This window comes from Lacinutrix sp. MEBiC02404 (assembly GCF_053601575.1).
In genome coordinates, this window is the sequence record NZ_JBSHNV010000143.1 from 52,998 (window position 1) to 72,657 (window position 19,660).

General features: G+C 32.4%; 20 protein-coding genes. 16 read left to right on the forward strand and 4 right to left on the reverse strand.

Features of this window, described 5'->3' with window-relative positions:
• The first annotated feature begins 129 nt into the window (after window positions 1–129).
• The 8 genes from ACVCXO_RS04730 (at window position 130) to ACVCXO_RS04765 (ending at window position 7,974) form a co-directional block, all read left to right on the forward strand.
• Window positions 130–339 (forward strand): helix-turn-helix domain-containing protein, encoded by a 210-nt coding sequence (locus tag ACVCXO_RS04730; protein ID WP_452228448.1) that lies wholly within the window; start codon window positions 130–132, stop codon window positions 337–339.
• A complete protein-coding gene (locus tag ACVCXO_RS04735) occupies window positions 339–665 on the forward strand; it encodes a HipA N-terminal domain-containing protein (protein WP_452228449.1) in 327 nt (108 codons plus the stop codon). The genes ACVCXO_RS04730 and ACVCXO_RS04735 overlap by 1 nt, the downstream gene beginning before the upstream one ends.
• Window positions 665–1,651 carry a type II toxin-antitoxin system HipA family toxin gene (locus tag ACVCXO_RS04740; protein ID WP_452228450.1) on the forward strand — a complete coding sequence of 329 codons (987 nt, stop codon included), beginning with the start codon at window positions 665–667 and terminating at the stop codon, window positions 1,649–1,651. The genes ACVCXO_RS04735 and ACVCXO_RS04740 overlap by 1 nt, the downstream gene beginning before the upstream one ends.
• Complete coding sequence (locus tag ACVCXO_RS04745; protein WP_452228451.1) at window positions 1,648–4,860, forward strand: type I restriction endonuclease subunit R; 3,213 nt, start codon at window positions 1,648–1,650, stop codon at window positions 4,858–4,860. The genes ACVCXO_RS04740 and ACVCXO_RS04745 overlap by 4 nt, the downstream gene beginning before the upstream one ends.
• A gap of 233 nt (window positions 4,861–5,093) precedes the next feature.
• On the forward strand, window positions 5,094–5,378 hold the full coding sequence (locus ACVCXO_RS04750) for a hypothetical protein (RefSeq protein ID WP_452228452.1): 285 nt from the start codon (window positions 5,094–5,096) through the stop codon (window positions 5,376–5,378).
• 61 nt (window positions 5,379–5,439) lie between these two features.
• Window positions 5,440–6,447 (forward strand): PD-(D/E)XK nuclease family protein, encoded by a 1,008-nt coding sequence (locus tag ACVCXO_RS04755; RefSeq protein ID WP_452228453.1) that lies wholly within the window; start codon window positions 5,440–5,442, stop codon window positions 6,445–6,447.
• A 6-nt stretch (window positions 6,448–6,453) separates the two neighbouring features.
• Window positions 6,454–7,065, forward strand: coding sequence for a hypothetical protein (locus tag ACVCXO_RS04760; protein WP_452228454.1), 612 nt, complete (start codon window positions 6,454–6,456; stop codon window positions 7,063–7,065).
• 9 nt (window positions 7,066–7,074) lie between these two features.
• Window positions 7,075–7,974 carry a helix-turn-helix transcriptional regulator gene (locus ACVCXO_RS04765; protein WP_452228455.1) on the forward strand — a complete coding sequence of 300 codons (900 nt, stop codon included), beginning with the start codon at window positions 7,075–7,077 and terminating at the stop codon, window positions 7,972–7,974.
• A 97-nt stretch (window positions 7,975–8,071) separates the two neighbouring features.
• Here ACVCXO_RS04765 and ACVCXO_RS04770 read toward each other — a convergent pair whose 3' ends face one another.
• Both ACVCXO_RS04770 and ACVCXO_RS04775 read right to left on the reverse strand, forming a co-directional pair.
• On the reverse strand, window positions 8,072–8,824 hold the full coding sequence (locus ACVCXO_RS04770; protein WP_452228456.1) for a LytR/AlgR family response regulator transcription factor: 753 nt from the start codon (window positions 8,822–8,824) through the stop codon (window positions 8,072–8,074).
• Window positions 8,825–9,844, reverse strand: a complete 1,020-nt coding sequence (locus tag ACVCXO_RS04775) for a hypothetical protein (protein ID WP_452228457.1) — start codon at window positions 9,842–9,844, stop codon at window positions 8,825–8,827.
• A 212-nt stretch (window positions 9,845–10,056) separates the two neighbouring features.
• On the opposite strand from ACVCXO_RS04775, the gene ACVCXO_RS04780 reads away from it, so the two are divergent.
• The 6 genes from ACVCXO_RS04780 to ACVCXO_RS04805 all read left to right on the forward strand — a co-directional run bounded on the left by ACVCXO_RS04780 (window position 10,057) and on the right by ACVCXO_RS04805 (window position 13,276).
• Entirely contained in the window at window positions 10,057–10,194 is a 138-nt protein-coding gene (locus ACVCXO_RS04780; RefSeq protein WP_452228458.1) for a hypothetical protein, read from the forward strand.
• 65 nt (window positions 10,195–10,259) lie between these two features.
• Complete coding sequence (locus tag ACVCXO_RS04785; protein ID WP_452228459.1) at window positions 10,260–11,687, forward strand: viperin family antiviral radical SAM protein; 1,428 nt, start codon at window positions 10,260–10,262, stop codon at window positions 11,685–11,687.
• The gene (locus ACVCXO_RS04790; RefSeq protein ID WP_452228460.1) at window positions 11,684–11,977 is read left to right on the forward strand and encodes a hypothetical protein; all 294 of its coding nucleotides are present in this window, start codon (window positions 11,684–11,686) and stop codon (window positions 11,975–11,977) included. Before ACVCXO_RS04785 ends, ACVCXO_RS04790 begins: the two co-directional genes overlap by 4 nt.
• Window positions 11,978–11,982: 5 nt before the next feature.
• Complete coding sequence (locus tag ACVCXO_RS04795) at window positions 11,983–12,171, forward strand: hypothetical protein (RefSeq protein WP_452228461.1); 189 nt, start codon at window positions 11,983–11,985, stop codon at window positions 12,169–12,171.
• 252 nt (window positions 12,172–12,423) lie between these two features.
• The gene (locus ACVCXO_RS04800; protein WP_452228462.1) at window positions 12,424–12,573 is read left to right on the forward strand and encodes a hypothetical protein; all 150 of its coding nucleotides are present in this window, start codon (window positions 12,424–12,426) and stop codon (window positions 12,571–12,573) included.
• Window positions 12,574–12,916: 343 nt separating this feature from the next.
• Window positions 12,917–13,276 (forward strand): hypothetical protein, encoded by a 360-nt coding sequence (locus tag ACVCXO_RS04805; RefSeq protein ID WP_452228463.1) that lies wholly within the window; start codon window positions 12,917–12,919, stop codon window positions 13,274–13,276.
• Here the strand turns inward: ACVCXO_RS04805 and ACVCXO_RS04810 are convergent.
• Window positions 13,269–14,606 (reverse strand): exonuclease domain-containing protein, encoded by a 1,338-nt coding sequence (locus ACVCXO_RS04810; protein WP_452228464.1) that lies wholly within the window; start codon window positions 14,604–14,606, stop codon window positions 13,269–13,271. The genes ACVCXO_RS04805 and ACVCXO_RS04810 overlap by 8 nt on opposite strands.
• Window positions 14,603–15,376 carry an XRE family transcriptional regulator gene (locus tag ACVCXO_RS04815; RefSeq protein ID WP_452228465.1) on the reverse strand — a complete coding sequence of 258 codons (774 nt, stop codon included), beginning with the start codon at window positions 15,374–15,376 and terminating at the stop codon, window positions 14,603–14,605. Before ACVCXO_RS04815 ends, ACVCXO_RS04810 begins: the two co-directional genes overlap by 4 nt.
• A 52-nt stretch (window positions 15,377–15,428) precedes the next feature.
• Between ACVCXO_RS04815 and dinB the strand changes: the two genes are divergently transcribed.
• Window positions 15,429–16,643: a DNA polymerase IV gene (gene dinB, locus ACVCXO_RS04820; protein ID WP_452228466.1), complete on the forward strand. Its 1,215-nt coding sequence runs from the start codon at window positions 15,429–15,431 to the stop codon at window positions 16,641–16,643.
• On the forward strand, window positions 16,643–19,600 hold the full coding sequence (locus tag ACVCXO_RS04825) for a DNA polymerase III subunit alpha (RefSeq protein WP_452228467.1): 2,958 nt from the start codon (window positions 16,643–16,645) through the stop codon (window positions 19,598–19,600). The genes dinB and ACVCXO_RS04825 overlap by 1 nt, the downstream gene beginning before the upstream one ends.
• Window positions 19,601–19,660: the final 60 nt, after the last annotated feature.

Below are 19,660 nucleotides of genomic sequence, written 5' to 3' on the forward strand. Positions count from 1 at the left end.
CAATATAAAGCACTTTTAATGCTAGTTAATCACAATAAAATCAAAAAAAACATAAATAGTGCAATAAAAAGCACTTATTGTAGGTTTAATTTATAAAAAGGCATATATTTATATAAAAAGAGCCATATAATGCACTCAAAAGATTTAATAGAAGCCATAAAAACACGTAGAGACAATTTAGATGTAACACAAGAAATGCTTGCAGATCTTTCTGGTGTAGGTTTGCGTACGCTTAAACATTTTGAAAGCGGTAAAGGGAATCCAACTTTAGAAACGTTACAAAAATTGGGTAATGCATTAGGTATGGAGTTAACATTTACAGTTAAAGAACTTAAATAATGAGACAAGCAGCCGTTCTATATAAAAAGGAAAAGGCAGGTGTGTTAACACAATTAGACGATGCTAGTTTTGTATTTACATATCAGGATAGTTGGTTTAACGATGCCGATAAACCCGCAATTAGTTTAACCTTGCCGAAGACGCAGCAAGAATATACGTCTAAATACCTATTCTCTTTTTTTTATAATATGTTGCCAGAAGGCTCTAATAAACAAACGGTTTGTTTTCAGAATCGTATAGATACAAAAGATCATTTCGGTATTTTATTAACAACAGCTAAACAAGATACTATTGGAGCTGTAACCATTAAAAAAGTAGACAGATAATGGCAGTACCACAAATTACAGTTTGTCCAAGTACACTTGCAGTAGGTTATGATGCTTATAGCAACACCGCTTTAAGACGTGTGTTCAATGGTAAAAAAGTAAGTCCTTTTTTGCCTTACGATTCGCCAGCAAGTAATGATATTGCAGATGCTTTGTTTACCGAAAATAGAAAACGTATGTCTATTTCTGGAGTGCAAGAAAAATTTTCGGTCTTATTAGAAAAAAACAAATTGCGTTTAATAGAGGAAGGAGAGCAAGGTCAATATATTTTAAAGCCAATACCTAACGTTGGTAAAAATGCCAACCAAATGCCAGCAAACGAGCATGTAACCATGCAAATTGCAAGACAAGTATTTGATATGGAAACCGCCGAAAATGCGCTTATATTTTTTAAAAACGGAAGTCCTGCATACATTACAAAACGTTTTGACGTAAAAGCAGATGGAGGTAAATGGGCACAAGAAGATTTTGCGTCTTTAGCAGAGCGCACACCACAAACACATGGAGAAGATTTTAAGTATGTAGGTAATTATTTAGAGCTGTTTGCTATTTTAAAAAAGTACGTGCCAGCCTATGCGGTAGAATCTGTAAAATTATTTAAGCTCATTCTTTTTAATTATTTGTTTTCTAATGGCGATGCACATTTTAAAAATTTCTCTCTGATAGAAACACCTTTAGGAGATTTTAAATTAAGTCCTGCTTACGATTTGTTAAACAGTAGATTACATATAGACGATAAAGATTTTGCTTTAGAAGAGGGTTTGTTACCGCCAAATTTAGCACAAGGAAAAGTTACAGAACAGTTTTATGTATTAGGAGAACAAGCTAACATTTCTAAAAAACAAGTAGATAAAGTATTTAAGTCTTTAACAGCTAAAAAGGATACCGTATTAAAATTAATTGAAGCTTCTTTTTTAGAAGAAAAATTGAAACGAAATTACACACAAGCATACCAAACACGATTAAATAAATTAGTACGTCCATGAGCTACGAATATTCAGAAGATGGGTTAATAGAACAAGCAACACAAGATGTTTTAGAAGAATTAGGTTGGACCGTCGTTTCCGCATGGAAAAAAGAATCTTTTGGCGCAGACGGTTTATTAGGCAGAGAAGATAAAAGCGAGGTGGTTTTAACGCGTTATTTATTACAAGCTCTTAAAAAACTAAATCCTAAGCATCCAGAATTAGCCTATGCGCAAGCTGTAGAATTAATTACGCAAAAAATAGCAGATCAAACCTTAGGTGTAATCAATAAAGAAAAAAGTAATCTACTTAAAAATGGGGTTCCTGTAAGTTATACCAATGATAAAGGAGAGCTTATAAAAACAAAACTAAAAGTATTTAATTTTAGTAAGTATCAAGACAATCATTTTCTTGCTGTACGGCAATTAGAAGTTGTTGGAGAGCTTTACAACAGACGACCAGATGTGGTTGGTTTTGTAAATGGTATTCCGTTAGTGTTTTTTGAGTTGAAAGCACATCATCAAGATTTGCGTCATGCGTATAATGATAATTTAAAGGATTATAAAGATACGATTTCACATGTGTTTCATAATAACGCATTTATAATTTTAAGTAATGGTATAGATGCTAAAGTAGGAACCATTACAAGTCCTTATAAATATTTTTTAGATTGGAAACGTATCGAAGAAGATGAAGAAGGCGAAGTGAGTTTAGATACCATGTTACGTGGTACGTGTGACAAGCATCGCTTAATGGATATTTTTGAAAATTATTTATTGTTTGATGATTCGCAAGGTGATGTGGTAAAGCTAATGGCAAAAAATCACCAATACATTGGTGTAAATAAAGTAATAGAAAATGTAAATAACATAGAAGATTTAGAAGGAAAATTGGGTGTGTTTTGGCATACACAAGGTTCTGGGAAAAGTTATTCTATGGTGTTTTTATGCGAGAAAATTCATAGAAAATTAGGAGGATCCTACACTTTTTTAATTGCTGTAGATAGAACAGAATTAGAAAACCAGTTGTACGATACCTTTTCTGGTGTTGGTGCAGTAAGTGATAAAAACTGTATTGCAGGAAAAAAGAAAGGGATTACTGGTCGTGAGCATTTACGAGAATTGCTATCCGAAAATCATCGTTATGTATTTACCTTAATTCATAAGTTTTCTATTGATCCAAAACTAGAAACCGAATACCCATTAATTACAGATCGTAAAAACGTGATTGTCATTAGTGATGAAGCGCACAGAACACAATCTGGAACCTACGCACGTAATATGCGTTTTCATGGTTTGCCCAACGCATCGTATCTAGGATTTACGGGAACACCAATTATAAAAGAAGAAGAAGAGTTAACTAAAAATATTTTTGGTGAATATGTTTCGGTATACGATTTTAAACGTGCTATTGAAGATGAAGCCACTTTGCCATTACGTTATTTAAACAGAGGTGACAAATTAGATATAACAAATCCTGAGCTTGATGAAAAAATGGCAGAGGTATTTGAAAACGAAGACCTTGACGATGACCAAAAGAAAAAATTAGAATATTTATTTAATAGATCGTATCCAATTCTAACAGCAAAACCAAGATTAGAAGCCATTGCAAAAGATTTAGTTTGGCATTTTAATGAGCGTGGTTATCAAGGTAAAGCTATGTATGTGGCTTTAGACAAACCTACAGCGGTAAGAATGTATGAGCTCATTCAAGGTTATTGGCCAGAATACCTGAAAGAATTAGAAAAGCGTATTAAAAATGCAGCAGACGAACAAGAAGCCCAAGAACTAAAACGAAAATACAATAAGGTAAAAGAGACCGAAGTTTGTGTAGTTGTTAGTAGTGAGCAGAATGAAGTAGATAAATTCAAAAAAATGAATTTAGATATTGAAGTGCATCGTAGAAAAATGGTGGAGCGTAATCTAGAAAAGGAGTTTAAGGATGAAGAAAATCCGTTCCGTTTAGCCATTGTTTGTGCCATGTGGATTACAGGTTTTGATGCACCTTGTGTGTCAACCGTATATTTAGACAAGCCTATAAAAGGGCATACGTTAATGCAAACTATTGCAAGAGCCAACCGTGTGTATGATGATGAAAAGGAAAATGGTTTAATTGTAGATTATGGAAATGTATATAAACAATTAGAGCATGCCTATTCCATTTATGGAGAAGGAGGAAAGTCTGGAGGTAAAGGTAAACCAGGAGGAAGTCCTGTTGAGCCATTAGAAGATGTAGAACCAGAGTTAAAGCAGGCCATTAAAGATGTAAAAGCCTATTTGAAAGAACTCAATTTTTCTTTACAAGACTTAAAGGATGCAAAACCGATGTCTAAAATTGCAAAGATTAAGGATGCCACAGATTCTGTTTGTTTAAACGAAACTACTAGAACAACTTTTGAAATGATGGCGCGTAATGTATTTAGAAAATACAAAGCCTTATTCCCGAATGATGTGTTAAAAAAGCACGTTAAAGATTTCAATGCTATTGAAGCAATTTATACTGCTTTAAACCAAAATGTAAAATCGGCAGATGTAACACAAATTATCATGGAACTGCAAGATATTGTGAGTGATAGTATCGTTATAAAAGATACAGCCGTAAATGAAGGAGAGGAAGAGGTTTATGTAGATTTATCGACTTTAGATTTTGATAAATTGAGAGCAGCATTTGCAAAAGCGCCTCGTAAAAATACCATTGTTTTTAATTTGCAAGAAGCCATTGAGCAGCAGTTAGAGCAAATGATGAAAGAGAACCCATTACGGATAGATTTCTATGATCGTTATAAAGAAATTATAGACGAGTACAACCAAGGAAAAAGTTTAGAAGACACCATTAAAACTTTTGATAACTTAAATGATTTTATAAAAGATTTGTCTTTTGAAGAGCAACGAGTCGTTCGTGAAAACTTGCCAGATCAAGAAACACTAGCGATTTTTGATTTATTAAAAGAAGGAAAAGAATTAACTACTAAAGAGCTAAAAGAAGTTAAAAAAGTTGCTGCAAAAACTTTAGAGATTTTAAAGTCAGAAAAACTTAAAGTTGAAAACTGGAGAGAAAGTAGACAAGTAAAAGCACAAGTTAAAAGTACTATTTATGATAACCTATTGTATTTGCCAGAAGATTTTTATAATGATGAAGAAGTCGGTCTAAAGACAGCTAGTGTATATCAGCATATTTATACCAACTATTATGGTAATAATAAGAGTGTTTATAATCAGCAGGCTAGTTAAATTATTCTTTATTAAAAAAGTATACGGGATGGAATTTCTAATTTTCACCTTTTTAAAACGATAAATAAATAAGAACCAAAAAATAAAAAGGTATCTGAAATAATGGTTAATAGGTTAAAAAAACCTCATTTATTTTCAGTGTAAACGAAGCCAAAGATTTAAAGTTTTTTATAACTACGACATATTTTGTCGTAGCTACCATATGATATTTGTATTCATTAAAAAATAAAACAATGGATAACGTATTAAAGGAATTTAAAGACTATTTAGAAGTATATGAGAATATGACTTTTAATGAAGCGCAATCCAGCGCAAATAGCTTGAAACAGTTTGTAGCGAACTGTTTAAAAACAGTAAACATAAATATATTACAACTAAAGACGCATGAGGAGTTAGCACTAACAATGCGCGCTTATCATTATGTAAATAAAAATAAAGGAGAACGGCTTTCTTTTAAAAAGGTGTCCAATCAATTTAACCAGTATTTGTTACATAAAACGGTTATGGAGTGGTTGTAGTTAGCATCAGATTGTTAGCTTTTTGAAAATAGTATAAAATCAAATAAAAATAAACAAATAAATGAACATTTTTAAAATACTTGCCAACGGTCATGGTACAATTAATGAGAATAATGTATCTGCTTTTTTAGGATATCTTTTAAATCCAAAAGCAGATCACTCTTTAGAACATTCTTTTTTAGAAAAATTTTTAAAACCTGTAATTTCTGATGAAGAAGATTTTAATATTCATAAATATGAGTATAAAGTGTTTTTTGAACAAGGAAAAGGAGATATAGTAGATATTGTAATTGTGTGCTATAAAGATGAAATATATGGTGGTGCTAAATCGCAAATGATAAATTTTTTAACTGCTGAAAAATCAATCCATAAAATATTTTTAATCGAAAATAAAATAACTTCAAGCGCAGTTTCAACAGGCCAATTGCAACGTCAAATTGATTCAACAAAAAAAGAATTAGTAAAATTAAACATTGAGGGTGTTGAAATGTACTCAATATATGCAACGCCAGACGATGATAAATGTGATATTGAGTTTAATTCCTTGGTAGCTAATAATAATAATAATAAAACTCATATTTATTGGGACAACAATGATGACGAAAACCCTAATACTTCAATTAGAAGTATTTTAGAAGGATTGCTTAAAGACGAAAATAATGCGAAAATTGAAACCATAAATACATATACAAAAGATACTATAAAATCTTTTATTCAATTTATTGATAATGGTTTCAAATCTGAAAAAGCAGAGGAAGAAGTGAAAAAAGAAGAAACTGTTCCCGCTTATATCCGACGTATTACGAAAGAGTTGTATGCTCAAAACTTAATTTCTCTAAAAGAAATTGAGAATCTACAATCAAAAAAGTATTCAGGAGATGTTTTTAATATCAATTTTGAATTTATTAGACAAAAAGGGAAATCTTTGAGCAGAAGTGATAACGACCCAACTTCGGGGTATTTTACTACTAAGGAAATATTTGAAAACTATTATATAACTACTCAGTTATATGCCAAAAATAAAGATCCTTTTGACAAGTGGGTAGAAAGTTTAAAAAAAGCAAATTAACATTTAATGGCTATCCACTACATCATTGAAACTAAATATTGGCGAAGAGCAGTACCCAATATTCATGATGAATCTCATAATGAAACACCTACTAAAGCCGATTTGGTAGAAACAAAAAAAGAGTTTCATCATGTGTCACCAATAGAAGCCCGAAAACAAGTTTTTCAGCATTACGGAAGTATTTTAGATGTTTTGTATTGTGGTTTGGGGATTTCGCAAACCACAGACAAACAAGCACGAATAGACTTACAGCAGTACTTTGACTCTGGTAATGGTATAGAGTATTTGAGTAAATACCCAGAGAAAAAATTTAAAATAAACAGTGTCGATATGCATAATCGTATAGCGATTTATATGGTTGTCAACGGTGTGAAAACAGTTATTCATAGTATGAGATATCTCGATTATGCGGATCGCTTAGATTATGATCTTCTTGAAGATTTAGAGGGTTTAGTTTTAGAGTATGATCAGTACTTAGAAAATGATTATGCTTCAGCAGGTTATGAAATAAACGTGGATTTCACCGCTATTGGTGGCGCTGTGGAAACTTTTATAAAAACACCTGTAAACTGGAAGGAATTAGTAAATGAGTATACTGGATTAGAGTTAATTTCTTAAATAGTAAAAATGTCTGTACAAGGAAAAATAAAACGGTATTCATTAATCATAGAAAAAATTAAAAATGGACGAGATACTTCTTTTGAAGCTATAAAAAACTTTTTATTTGATAATGGTTTTGAGCATACCAAGCGAACTATTCAACGTGATTTTGATGATTTAAGGAATGAGTTTGGGGTTGAGGTGTTATATGATAGTTCTAAAAACAACTATTATATTGATTATGATAATAGTCCGAATTTTGAAAACTTTGTTCGTTTTTTAGAATTAGTAAATACAGCAGATTTGTTAAAAGAAAGTTTTAAAAGTAAAAACAAGTCTTTAGAGCATATTGTTTTTGATAATAGTGAAGGACTTCAAGGAATACAATATTTAGAGCTGTTTTTAACAGCAATAAAGCAACATAGAGAAATTAGCTTTACGCATTATAATTTTCAGAAAAACACAACTACAAAACGATTGTTAAAACCCTATTTATTAAAAGAGTATGCTAATCGTTGGTATATTATTGGAGAACAAGAAGGCGTAAAGGAATTTAGAAACTTTGGAATGGATAGAGTTTCTAACGTGCAATTAACTGAAAATACGTTTGAACCAAATACAGATGTGGATATTAACTACCTGTATCATGATGTTATTGGTATGGTGTATTCTGAAAATACCAAACAAAGAGTAGTATTGTCTTTTACTCCAGAACAAGGACAATATGTAAAAACATTGCCTTTACATCATTCTCAGCAAATACTTGAGGATACGCATGATGCGTTTCAAATTTCATTAGATGTAATACCTAATCGATCACTTGTAGAACGCATTTTAATGTATGGTAGTAGTGTTAAGGTTATGGAGCCAATTACTTTGGTTGATGAAATTAAGGAAATGTTGCAAACTGCGTTTTTAAGGTATTAGAGGTGTTTTTTATATTCTTTATGCGGTAATTGAGAATGTAGTATTTGATATCGGGTTAGGAAGTAGCGTGTTATAGCTTTTAGAATTGTTATTGATGCTAAACATTAAGTTTAGCTCTCAATTTTGCTATAAATCCTAGCTTTTCTTTTGCTGTAACTTCAAATGTTTCTTTACTATCAAATAAGCTAATGAAGGTATTATCCCTTTCGTTAACATGCGACATGTTTATAATTGTACTTTGGTTTGTTTTCTTAAAGTTATAATTGGCTAGCTCTTTAACAAGTTCATTAATACTCTTACGTACATTTTTAGATAGAATTGTATCATGCTTGCCATAAATATGTACACAATTTTTATCTGGTTGCTCTCCATTAATGTTTTTTGAAGTACTTATATAATAGGCTTGTTCCGGTCTAAATCTTACATCTCTATTACTACCAATGTGTAAAGTAATCAATTGGTTATTGCTCTTAGATGAGGTGTTTATCCTGCCAATAACCTTATTTTTCAAAATAGCTTCAAATTCTTCAATTTCAAAAGGCTTACTTAAGTATCCCGAAATGTCTAAATTATTAATGACTTGCTTTTCTTTATTGGATTCACTAGTTAAAAAAATAATTTTTTTCCCATTAGCTATTTTTTGTGCTAACTGCAGTCCATTAAACCCAGGCATTGTAAAATCTACAATAAGTAAATCATAATCGTCAGCATTAATTTCTTCAAAAGCTATTCTTGAATTGTCATAGCTAGCTACATGTTTTAAGTCATAATATTTCGCAATAGTATCAATTTTAGCTTTAACGCTATCTAAAATAGGTTGGTCGTCATCTACAAGTATATACTTTATCATTTAATTTAAGCTTAAGGTTAGTTCCGACAAATATTGATTATTGGGCAATGTTTTATGTTCTAGTTTGCTATTTGGATAATAAGCAGTTAGTAATTGTTGTAAAGCATTTAGCCCAAAATTTGAAGATTCTGCGACTTTGGTTTCATAATCTAATCGCTGTTCTGCACTATTCACTAAGCAGTAGGTTAGTTGCTTGTTTTTATTTTCTTCTAACACAATGCTTATAAACGAGTCTGTATTGTTTAAGCTTCCATGCTTTAATGCGTTTTCAACAAAAGGGAAAAATAAGGTAGGTTTGATCTTTATATTTTCCTTTTGTTCTTGCTTTAAATTATTATCAAACTGTATGTTCGTATTTGGTTTAAGATATTTAATGAGGTCTAAAAACATAGTGATATGTTCTAATTCTTCTTCTAAAGAGGTGTTTTCTTTATTTAAAGCAGAGACGTTATAATCTAATAATTTAAAGATGTTTTTTAAGGCTTTTATTGGAGGCACTTTATTGTTGTTTTTACCCATTTTATAATTAATCCCTAAAAAGGACTTGTAACTATTATCGGTTTCCTCCATATCCACATAAATCTGACTAATTACATTTTTAATAAAATGCGCACCAAGCCTAGTATTGTTTGCTTCTACATTTTTATAGTTTACAAACCTGTCATAAGCTCTTTTTTGATTATTAATGGCTTCCTTATGTTTTGCTATTTCCTTTTCTTTTTCACTTAAAAAAGAATAGAATTTTTGTTTGTAATCTTCTATTTGTTGTTCTAATTGAAAGGTTTCATTATTTTTTTTGAGTAATTTTCTTTCTAAAGATTCTGTTTTTCTAAGCTGTTCATTAAAATTAGAAACAGCCAATTGGCTGGCTTTTAATTGTTGTTTTAGTAATCTATTCTTTTTTCTAAAGGAGCGCTTTCTGTAAAGATTATACCAATTTCTAATAATTATCAGAATTAATATAAAAAGTAGTATTTCGATGGGTTTCAATTGTTGGAGATAGTCTAAAAATGAATCCATAAACTAGTGTAAGTATTTGGTGGTTGGTTGATTAAAGGCGTAAACTTTTCAAGTTCACTTTTTTATATCCCAAAAAAGTAGGTTTATATCCCAAATATAGCTTCTCTATCCCAAATGGAAAAATTTAATTTCATTCTTCTACATCTTTGAGTAAACAATGGAAGACTTAGTAAAGCGCTAGGTTTCTTTAATTTATTTAATACGTAACAATTATGAGTAATTCAAAACCAAACAATCACCAAGCGAATCAAGGAAATGCTAACAAAGGAACATCTGGAAGTAATCAGGCTAATAGTAATGTACATGGCAACAGAGGGAAACAGTTAAACCCAAACCGAAAGGCTAAGTAGTAACAATTAATTACATCTCGCCTTTAAACTTGAGGCGAGATTAACTAACCATTAAACCAAAAATTATGAAAACCAAAATAACATTAAGCGGATTTGCAGGAACAGGAAAATCTACAGTAGGAAAACGTATTCAAGAACAATTAAACTTTGAGTTTATTTCTGTTGGAAATTATTCTAGGAAATATGCAATGGAAAAGTATGGATTGACTATTAACGAATTTCAAGAGAAATGTAAAACAAAACCAGAATTAGATAATGAAATAGATGAGAAGTTCAGATTAGAATGTAATAGCAAAGAGAATCTTGTAATTGATTATAGACTTGGATTTCATTTTATTGAAAATGCATTTCATGTATTATTAAAAGCATCTGATGAAAGTGCTTCTAAAAGAATACATGAAGCGAATAGAAGTGATGAGTCCACAAGTGCCAAAGCTATTAAGCAAAGAAACCAAATCATGAAAGATCGATTTCAAGAAAACTATGGAGTAGATTTTACTAATGATAAAAACTATGATTTGGTTATTAATACGGACGATTTATCAGCCAATGAAGTTGCCGGTCTAATAATAGAACATTACCAAAAAAGTAAGACTGTAACTAAAATACCAAGCGTGAACTTTCATTTATGGAAAGCATGCAATATGCGTTGTAAGTTTTGTTTTGCAACTTTTGAAGATGTAGTAAGGGATATTGCCCCAAAAGGACATTTACAAGAAAAAGAAGCTTTGGATGTAGTAAGAAAAATAGCAGATGCAGGATTTGAAAAAATAACTTTTGCTGGCGGAGAACCTTTGCTTTGTAAGTGGTTGCCAAACCTTATTAAAACAGCAAAACAATTAGGTATGACTACTATGATTGTTACTAATGGTAGTAAATTAACAGATGCATTTTTAGAAAACAATAAACCGTACCTAGATTGGATTGCGGTAAGTATAGATAGTTTAGAAGATGAAAATAATATTAAAATAGGGAGAGCAATTACAGGAAAAAGAGCCTTAAGCAAAGCATTTTATTATGACTTGATAAACAAGATTCATCAATATGGTTATGGCTTAAAAATTAATACTGTAGTTAACAAAGTAAACTATAAAGACAACTTAGTAGATTTTATAGAGCACGCTAAACCTAAACGTTGGAAAGTATTGCAAGTATTGCCAATAAAAGGTCAGAATGATAATAAAGTTGATGAATTTAAAATTACAAATGCAGAATACTCTCATTTTTTAAATACACATAAAGGTGTAGAAGTTATTGTTCCAGAATCTAATGAAGAAATTAAAGGAAGTTATGTTATGGTAGATCCTGCAGGACGCTTTTTTGATAATGCACAAGGAACACATAACTATAGTAAACCCATTTTAGAGGTTGGTATACAAGAGGCTCTAAAAACAATGGATTATGATTTGGATAAATTTGAAAAAAGAGGTGGTATTTATGATTGGGAAAATGACAAGAGCCAAGATTTAAGAAAGGAGGAAAGCGTATCATGAGAAACTCTATAGCAGGTTTTAATAAAACAGAACATTTTAATTACAGACAATGGGACAGACAAATTAGCGATAATCTTTTAATCCAAATTTTAAGAAAAATAGAATTTAAAAATAGTAATACACTTCTTGTTGTTAGTAGAAACGTGGTAAGGAAAATAAATAAAAACGCGAACAAAGAATTATTTATAAAGATAGATAATAACACTTTAATTACCTGTTTTTATTGTGAATTTCAAGAGTATAGTGCGTCGAAAAGGAAACAGAATTATTTATTAATTAGTAAAATTTAAAAAGGATGAAAAAAATAGTATTATTTGACATGGATGGTGTATTAGTAGAATTGGGGGAAGGACCATTTATAGAAAAGAAGAATACAATTGGGTTTTTCTTAAACAATAAACCAATGGATGGAGCTATTGATGCTTTTAAAAAATTAAGCAATGGTGGATTAGGAAAATGTTTTGTATTCACGAATTCTAACTAATTAAAAATAGTAGCCATGAGTAACTTCCAAGCAAATCGTTTCGTTGCTATTAGTATCTTCTTAAAAGGATTGTTTTTTTACTTATTCTTTTTCTGTCACAAAAATATAGGTTGATATCCCAAATATGGTAGGTCTGTCCCAAATAGGAAAATTTAATTTTAATCAAAAGTATATTTGATAAACGAAACAAGTAAAAATAGATGGCCATCTAGTATAATACTTGAAATATTAATTTTTAAATACATATATAAAATGAAGAAAACAAAACCAATTACAAAGAAAGATCTAAAACGAATAAAAAAAGCAATTGATGAAAAACCTAAAAAAGAAAAAGGGGATGATTCATTTATTGAAAGAGTTGAAAAGGCAGTAGATAAGAATAAACCAAAAATAAGTAAATAGAGTTAAAGCTATTTAATTAAAACATTAATTTTTAAAATCCATTATTATGAAATCAGATAGAGATGAAGATCAAATTCAAGCAGACAATGACAATCATTCTAATCAATTAAACCCAAATAATGATGAGTATCATCATTCTAGAGAAGATTAGTAAGTACTTATCTTATTTATTGATTAAGACGCCAGGCAAATTTTGTTTGGCGTTTTTTGTTTTGTCACAGATTATAATTAAGGCAAAAAGGAAAGATATTAAGAAGTGTAAATATTTATGAAAGTTATTAATGGTTCTTTAAGAAATATGAATGTTATATTTTTTAATTTTGAATAATATATAAAACCCAAAATGCAAATCCAAAACCTCCCAGGAACCTACAACATCACCGGCTCCAACCAAGACGCAGTAGCAGCAACCTACAAAGGAACGCTAACCTTAAGCCTAGACGAAAACCATCGCATACAAGCAGCGTGGCTAATTAACAATAACCAAAAGCAATCTGGAACCGGTTTTTTTAAAGACAATATCTTGGTGATTAATTTTAACTACCTAGGTGATGATGACGTAATCCATAAAGGCGTAGTCGTTTATAAATGCATTACTAAAGATATTCTAGAAGGCTTTTGGTCGGAGAAACATGGTGATCCCCAATATCTTGGTGAAGAACGTTGTTATAGAATAGGTACACAAAAAGAGATTGTTAATTAGCATTCATTTTAGACCGCAATATCTTCTGCACATCCAAATTATCCTTTTGCGGAATCAAGAAATTTTCTAAATCCTCAGGAGTCGTTATTTGTTCCGATTTATCCACAAAGCCATATCCCAAATACACATTCTTTTTAATAAGTACAAAAGCCTCTTCCTGCGCATTTCGTCCTTTTTGTTTAAGCACCAAATCTTGTTTGCTTTCGGTGATATAGCTAATGGCTTCGGTAACACGTATATTATAAGAAGCTACGGTTTCTGCAGCACTACAAACCCCTTTGCAAGTCGTAATTTTATAATGCGAACATTGTGCAACCGCTTCTTGTAAATGGCAAAATTTCGGACATAGTTCAAATTGCGTACACAGTTTTTCTAAATACGCTCTGCAATCCGCAATAGTAGAAAAGGTTTGCACGGCATTAGGTGTGGCTTTTAGTGTATTATATGCCAGATGTTTTATGCCTTTTCTATCCTCATAGCTAAAAATAGCGTAGGCTTTCGGAGCACGTTTAGAAACCACATTATATTCCGGGTAATGCTGTTTGATGGCAGCATCTTCCATCAGGAAAGCGATAAGCTCAGATCCGGAGAGCTCAAAATCAATATCGGAAGTTTCCCGACATAGATCTAAAGATTTCTGTGTCTTGCTGTAAAAATGGCTTAAAACTCGTTTCTTGATATCCTTCGCCTTTCCGATGTAAATAATGGTCCCTTTCTTATTTTTAAAGTAATAAATCCCTGCTTTATCGGGTAGGTTATTAAAAACAGTAGTCGGTAAATGCGAAGGCAGTGTCGCTTCTTTAGAGGTTTTCTTTAAGAATTCATTAAAAACCGTTTCCGCATTTTCTTTTTGCAATAGCATTTCAAACAAAACAACCGTTGCTTCCGCATCACCTCTTGCGCGGTGTCTACCAACAATATCAATATGTAAAGCAGCACAAAGTTTTCCTAAGCTATACGATTTATGCCCCGGAATGAGTTTCCGTGACAAACGAATAGTACATAGTTTCTTTCGGTTGAAATCGATACCTAAAGTCTTAAATTCATTGCGTATCACATTGTAATCAAAGTTCACATTATGCGCGACAAAAATGGTGTCTTCGGTAATGGCCAATACGTCATCTGCAACTTCTGCAAAAGTAGGCGCATTAGCAACCATAGCATTATCAATTCCGGTTAACGAAGTAATATATACAGGAATAATCACTTCGGGATTGACAAGCGATGTAAACTCATCGACAATTTGTTTTCCATCGTATTTAAAAATGGAGATCTCTGTAATTCGGTTACTAGTTCCGCTAGTTTCCACATCAATAATGGTGTACATCATCTTATAATTCGTTCTAAAGCTTTTAATTCTACGCCTAATTCGTTAAACATACCAAGAATACTACTAATTTTTAGTTCTTCTTCGGTGTATTCTTGGGTATTAATACTACAAGTAAATTCCCATAATTCTAACACTTCATCGATGGGCACACTATAATCGTTGTAGACTTTATTGTCAGACATGAGTAACAAAGAGCCATTCAAATCAATATTATTATACACGCGTTTATACACCATACCATCATTTAACGTGATTAAAACATAAGTTTTTCCCGTTTTTATTTCACTTCTATCTTCTACAAAACGTCCAATAACAAAGGCGCCATTTTTCATAGGAAGCATCGAATCGCCTTTAATAGGAAAGGCGCGATGTTTTCCGGTTGGTAAAAACGGCAATTTTATTTTTTGAAGTTGCTCAATATATTCCGGATCGTCATATCCTGCCAAATATCCTGCGGAAGCTTTTACAGGAACAATTTCTATTAGATTTTCATTATCACTATCTACCATTATAGGAAATAAAACACGCTGGTTTCCTAATTCGATAAACGAAGTATCTTTTGCTTTCGTTAAATCATTGCGAAGTAAAATATCTATAGGAAGCTTAAAATAATCGGACAACTGAATGAGCATTTCAATGGTAGGCGCAGAGCGACCTTCTTCATAAGAGCTTATGCGCGATCGGGTTACCTGTAAATCTTCAGCAAGTACTTCTTGCGTAACGCCTTTTAAACTTCTTAAATGACGAATGTTTTTGGATATAAATTTCATAATGCTACAAATATAAGCAATAATTGCTTGTAAATGTAGCTAATTTTGTGACATGAAAAAAAATATTCTGCATTTGGATTTAGACACCTTTTTTGTGTCTTGTGAACGACTGATGGATAGTCGATTACAAAAGCGACCGTTGCTCGTTGGAGGTACTGGAGATAGAGGTGTTGTGTCTGCTTGTAGCTACGAAACACGACGATTTGGTGTGCATTCTGGTATGTCTATGAAAGTGGCACGACGTTTATGTCCAGAAGCCGTAGTCATTCGTGGTAATGCTTCTATTTACACCAAACAATCGCATCTGGTGACCGAAATTATAAAGGAGAAAGTTCCCATTTTTGAAAAGGCAAGTATCGATGAGTTTTATGCCGATTTAAGCGGCATGGATACCTTTTTTGGAAGTTATAAGTATGCTTCGGAATTGCGGGAAACGATCATTCGAGAAACCGGTTTACCCATTTCTTTCGGATTATCGGCAAATAAAATTGTTTCCAAAGTAGCAACAGGCGAAGCAAAACCGAATAACCAATTGCAAATAGATCCTGGTTTTGAAAAATCGTTTTTAGCACCTTTATCGATTCGGAAAATACCTTCCGTTGGTACCAAAACCTATCAGGTATTACGAAATTTAGGGATTGATACCGTTCGTATGGTACAACAAATGCCCGTAGAAATGTTGGTTAGTGCGTTGGGCGTAAATGGTAGAACGATTTGGAAACGTGCCAATGGTATCGATAATCCGCCATTAATTCCTTTTCATGAACGGAAATCTATTTCTACAGAACGCACCTTTACCAAAGATACTATTGATATGGATAAATTGCGGACGACCGTTTTTGCGATGGCAGAAAATTTAGCCTATCAGTTGCGAAAAGGGGAAAAGCTAACCGCTTGCATTAGTGTGAAAATTCGCTATTCGGATTTTAATACCTATACCAAACAGCATAAAATTGCATATACAAGCGCAGATCATGTGCTTATTCCTAAAATTTTAGAACTCTTTGATCAGTTGTACCAACGCCGATTATTAATCCGATTAGTCGGTGTGAAATTCACGAATATTGTTAGCGGTAATTATCAAATTAACCTTTTTGATGATACCGAAGAAATGCTGCGTTTGTATCATGCTATGGATACCATTCGTGGGAAATATGGCGAATTAAGTATACAAAAAGCAGGATCGATAGGCGCAAAAACCATCGGTCGTTTTAATAATCCGTTTAATGGCGAACCACCCATTGTATTAGCACATAGAAAACAATAATGTATATCAACTGTCATAGCTATTATTCCTTGCGTTTTGGTACGTTTTCGGAAGTAGATTTATTAGCATTAGCAAAAGAAAATGGTATCCAAACACTCGCGTTAACGGATATTAATAATACTTCGGCATGTCTGAATTTTGTGCAAAAAGCAAAACAGTATCACATAAAACCGGTACTAGGAATCGATTTTAGAAATGGCGCCACACAGCAGTTTGTAGGATTAGCGAAAAATAATGCCGGTTTTCAAGAGTTGAATACCTTTTTATCAGCGCATACACAACACAAAACGAAAATTCCTAATGTGGCACCAAGCTTTGAAAATGTGTTTGTTATTTATCCGTTTGAACAGGTTTTGCAACAGGAAAAAACGGTTTTTAATACGAATGAATTTATTGGTGTTTCTGCAGAAGAACTTCGGAAGCTTCCTTTTTCTAATTATAAAGATTTTAAAGACAAGCTAGTCATTCACCAACAGGTGACCATTAGAAGTCAGCGGGATTTTAATGCACATCGTTTATTACGAGCAATTGATAACAATACCTTGTTAAGTAAGCTTCAGAAAACGGAAGAATGTCGGGAAACAGATGTGATGTTGTCTTTAGAAAATCTAAAAAAAGCATTTGCGGACTTCCCATTTATCCTAGAAAATACAGCACAGCTTTTAGATGCTTGTCGCATTGATTTTAACTTCGGAAAAGATAGAGCCCCACAAAACCAAAGTGTGTATTTAGACACCAAGGAAGCAGATTATGAGATGCTAGAAACCTTGTGTACTGCTAAATTACATAACAGATATTCCAATCCGAATGCAAAAGTAATGCAACGTTTGGCAACCGAATTAAAAACCATTAAGGACTTGGATTTTGTATCCTATTTTTTAATCAATTATGATATTATTTCCTATTCCAAAAGCAGAGAGTATATCCATGTCGGTAGAGGAAGTGGTGCCAATAGTATTGTCGCTTATATTATAGGAATTACAGATGTAGATCCTATTGAATTGGATTTATATTTTGAACGTTTTATCAATCCGTTTCGCGCTTCACCACCAGATTTTGATATTGATTTTTCTTGGAAAGATCGCGAGGATATTACCAACTATATTTTTAAGCGTTTTAAAAATGTAGCATTATTAGCCGTTTATAATACGTTTAAAACGAAAGCCGTTGTTAGGGAATTGGGTAAAGTCTTCGGATTGCCAAAAGAAGAAATTGATAAATTGAGTAGCGGCCGATTCACCAAAGATGCCCTAGACGAAATTTCGGCTTTAGTTTTAAAATATGGCGATTTAATTAAAGGTTTTCCTAATTATATCAGTGTGCATTCTTGCGGAATTCTAATCTTGGATAAACCCATTCATTATTATTCGGCAACCGATATGCCACCAAAAGGCTTTCCAACGGTACAGTTTGATATGATGATTGCCGAAGATGTTGGTGTTTTTAAGTTTGATATTTTAGGACAGCGCGGATTGGCAAAAATTAAAGAAGCGATAGAAATTATTAAATATAACCGACCAGAAGTACCGCCAATTGATATTACCCAAGTAGAGAAATTTAAAAAAGATAAGAAGATTAATAATTTATTGAAAAGCGGAAAAGCGATTGGTGCCTATTATGTAGAATCGCCAGCCATGCGCGGATTGATGCAAAAACTGCAAACGCAAGATTATTTGGGATTGGTAGCGGCGAGTTCTATTATAAGACCAGGCGTTTCTGGCTCCGGAATGAAACAGGAATTTATAGTACGGCAACGGCATCCTGAAAAACGCAAAGAAGCCAATCCGATATTGCTTCAGATTATGCCAGAAACTTACGGCATTATGGTATATCAAGAAGATGTTCTAAAAGTAGCCAATCAGTTTGCAGGATTAACTTTGGGGGAAGCCGATGTGCTAAGAAGAGGAATGAGCGGGAAATATCGTTCGAAATCCGAATTTGAAGCAGTCGAAGAAAAATTCATCGCTAATTGTAAAGCAAAAGGCTATAAAGACGAATTGATTTTTGAAGTATGGAATCAAATTAAAAGTTTTGCCGGTTATGCGTTTGCAAAAGGGCATTCGGCTTCCTATGCTGTAGAAAGCTATCAGAGTTTGTATTTAAAATGCTATTTTCCTTTAGAGTTTATGGTGGCTGTTTTGAATAATGGTGGCGGATTTTATAGTGCAGAACATTATATTCATGAAACTAAAATGTGTGGCGGCATAATTAATCCGCCTTGCGTAAATACCAGCGATCATCCAACGCTTATAAAAGGGAAACGTATTTATTTAGGTTTTGGGTATTTAAAAAGTCTGGAAGTTCTTGTTATTAAACGCATACTAACCGAAAGACAACTTTATGGCAGCTTTACATCCTTAGACAATTTTATCGATAGAGTTCCTATTAGTATAGAACAGTTAACTATTTTGATTCGAATTGATGCCTTCCGGTTTACAAAACTATCTAAGATTGCATTGTTATGGCAAGCAATTTTTAAACTGCGTGTTTCTAAAACAAAAACAGCACAGGCAAAACTGTTTAAAACGGAACATAAACAGTTTGATTTGCCAACCATTACGACTTCTTTTGTAGAAGAAGCTTATGACCAAATGGAATTATTAGGCTTTCCGCTGTGTGATTATTTTGATTTAATAGACGAACCTTTAAACGAAAGTATTCTAGTAAAAGATTTAAATAAGAATATTAATAAAACGGTTTTGCTCTATGGCATTTTGGTAAATACCAGATTCCATAAAGCATCCAACGGAAAATTATTGCGTTTTTGCACCTTTACCGATACCGAAGGAAATTATTTTGATACCGTACATTTTACGAAGGTTGTAGAGAAATATCCCATTCATGGTTTAGGAGTGTATGCCTGCTACGGAAAAGTAACCGCATCTTTTGATTTTTGTAGTTTGGATATTATCTGGTCTAGAAAATTAGCTTTAAAACCCGATCCGAGAGGGAATTAAATTTGTGAATCTTTTCATTTTATAACCGTACATTTCTTTTTTACTTCCATAAAGAAGCTA

Coding starts and splice junctions, on each gene's coding strand:
- ACVCXO_RS04730 (WP_452228448.1), top strand. CDS start 130: ATGCACTCAAAAGATTTAATAGAAGCCATAAAAACACGTAGAGACAAT.
- ACVCXO_RS04735 (WP_452228449.1), top strand. CDS start 339: ATGAGACAAGCAGCCGTTCTATATAAAAAGGAAAAGGCAGGTGTGTTA.
- ACVCXO_RS04740 (WP_452228450.1), top strand. CDS start 665: ATGGCAGTACCACAAATTACAGTTTGTCCAAGTACACTTGCAGTAGGT.
- ACVCXO_RS04745 (WP_452228451.1), top strand. CDS start 1,648: ATGAGCTACGAATATTCAGAAGATGGGTTAATAGAACAAGCAACACAA.
- ACVCXO_RS04750 (WP_452228452.1), top strand. CDS start 5,094: ATGGATAACGTATTAAAGGAATTTAAAGACTATTTAGAAGTATATGAG.
- ACVCXO_RS04755 (WP_452228453.1), top strand. CDS start 5,440: ATGAACATTTTTAAAATACTTGCCAACGGTCATGGTACAATTAATGAG.
- ACVCXO_RS04760 (WP_452228454.1), top strand. CDS start 6,454: ATGGCTATCCACTACATCATTGAAACTAAATATTGGCGAAGAGCAGTA.
- ACVCXO_RS04765 (WP_452228455.1), top strand. CDS start 7,075: ATGTCTGTACAAGGAAAAATAAAACGGTATTCATTAATCATAGAAAAA.
- ACVCXO_RS04770 (WP_452228456.1), bottom strand. CDS start 8,824: ATGATAAAGTATATACTTGTAGATGACGACCAACCTATTTTAGATAGC.
- ACVCXO_RS04775 (WP_452228457.1), bottom strand. CDS start 9,844: ATGGATTCATTTTTAGACTATCTCCAACAATTGAAACCCATCGAAATA.
- ACVCXO_RS04780 (WP_452228458.1), top strand. CDS start 10,057: ATGAGTAATTCAAAACCAAACAATCACCAAGCGAATCAAGGAAATGCT.
- ACVCXO_RS04785 (WP_452228459.1), top strand. CDS start 10,260: ATGAAAACCAAAATAACATTAAGCGGATTTGCAGGAACAGGAAAATCT.
- ACVCXO_RS04790 (WP_452228460.1), top strand. CDS start 11,684: ATGAGAAACTCTATAGCAGGTTTTAATAAAACAGAACATTTTAATTAC.
- ACVCXO_RS04795 (WP_452228461.1), top strand. CDS start 11,983: ATGAAAAAAATAGTATTATTTGACATGGATGGTGTATTAGTAGAATTG.
- ACVCXO_RS04800 (WP_452228462.1), top strand. CDS start 12,424: ATGAAGAAAACAAAACCAATTACAAAGAAAGATCTAAAACGAATAAAA.
- ACVCXO_RS04805 (WP_452228463.1), top strand. CDS start 12,917: ATGCAAATCCAAAACCTCCCAGGAACCTACAACATCACCGGCTCCAAC.
- ACVCXO_RS04810 (WP_452228464.1), bottom strand. CDS start 14,606: ATGATGTACACCATTATTGATGTGGAAACTAGCGGAACTAGTAACCGA.
- ACVCXO_RS04815 (WP_452228465.1), bottom strand. CDS start 15,376: ATGAAATTTATATCCAAAAACATTCGTCATTTAAGAAGTTTAAAAGGC.
- dinB (WP_452228466.1), top strand. CDS start 15,429: ATGAAAAAAAATATTCTGCATTTGGATTTAGACACCTTTTTTGTGTCT.
- ACVCXO_RS04825 (WP_452228467.1), top strand. CDS start 16,643: ATGTATATCAACTGTCATAGCTATTATTCCTTGCGTTTTGGTACGTTT.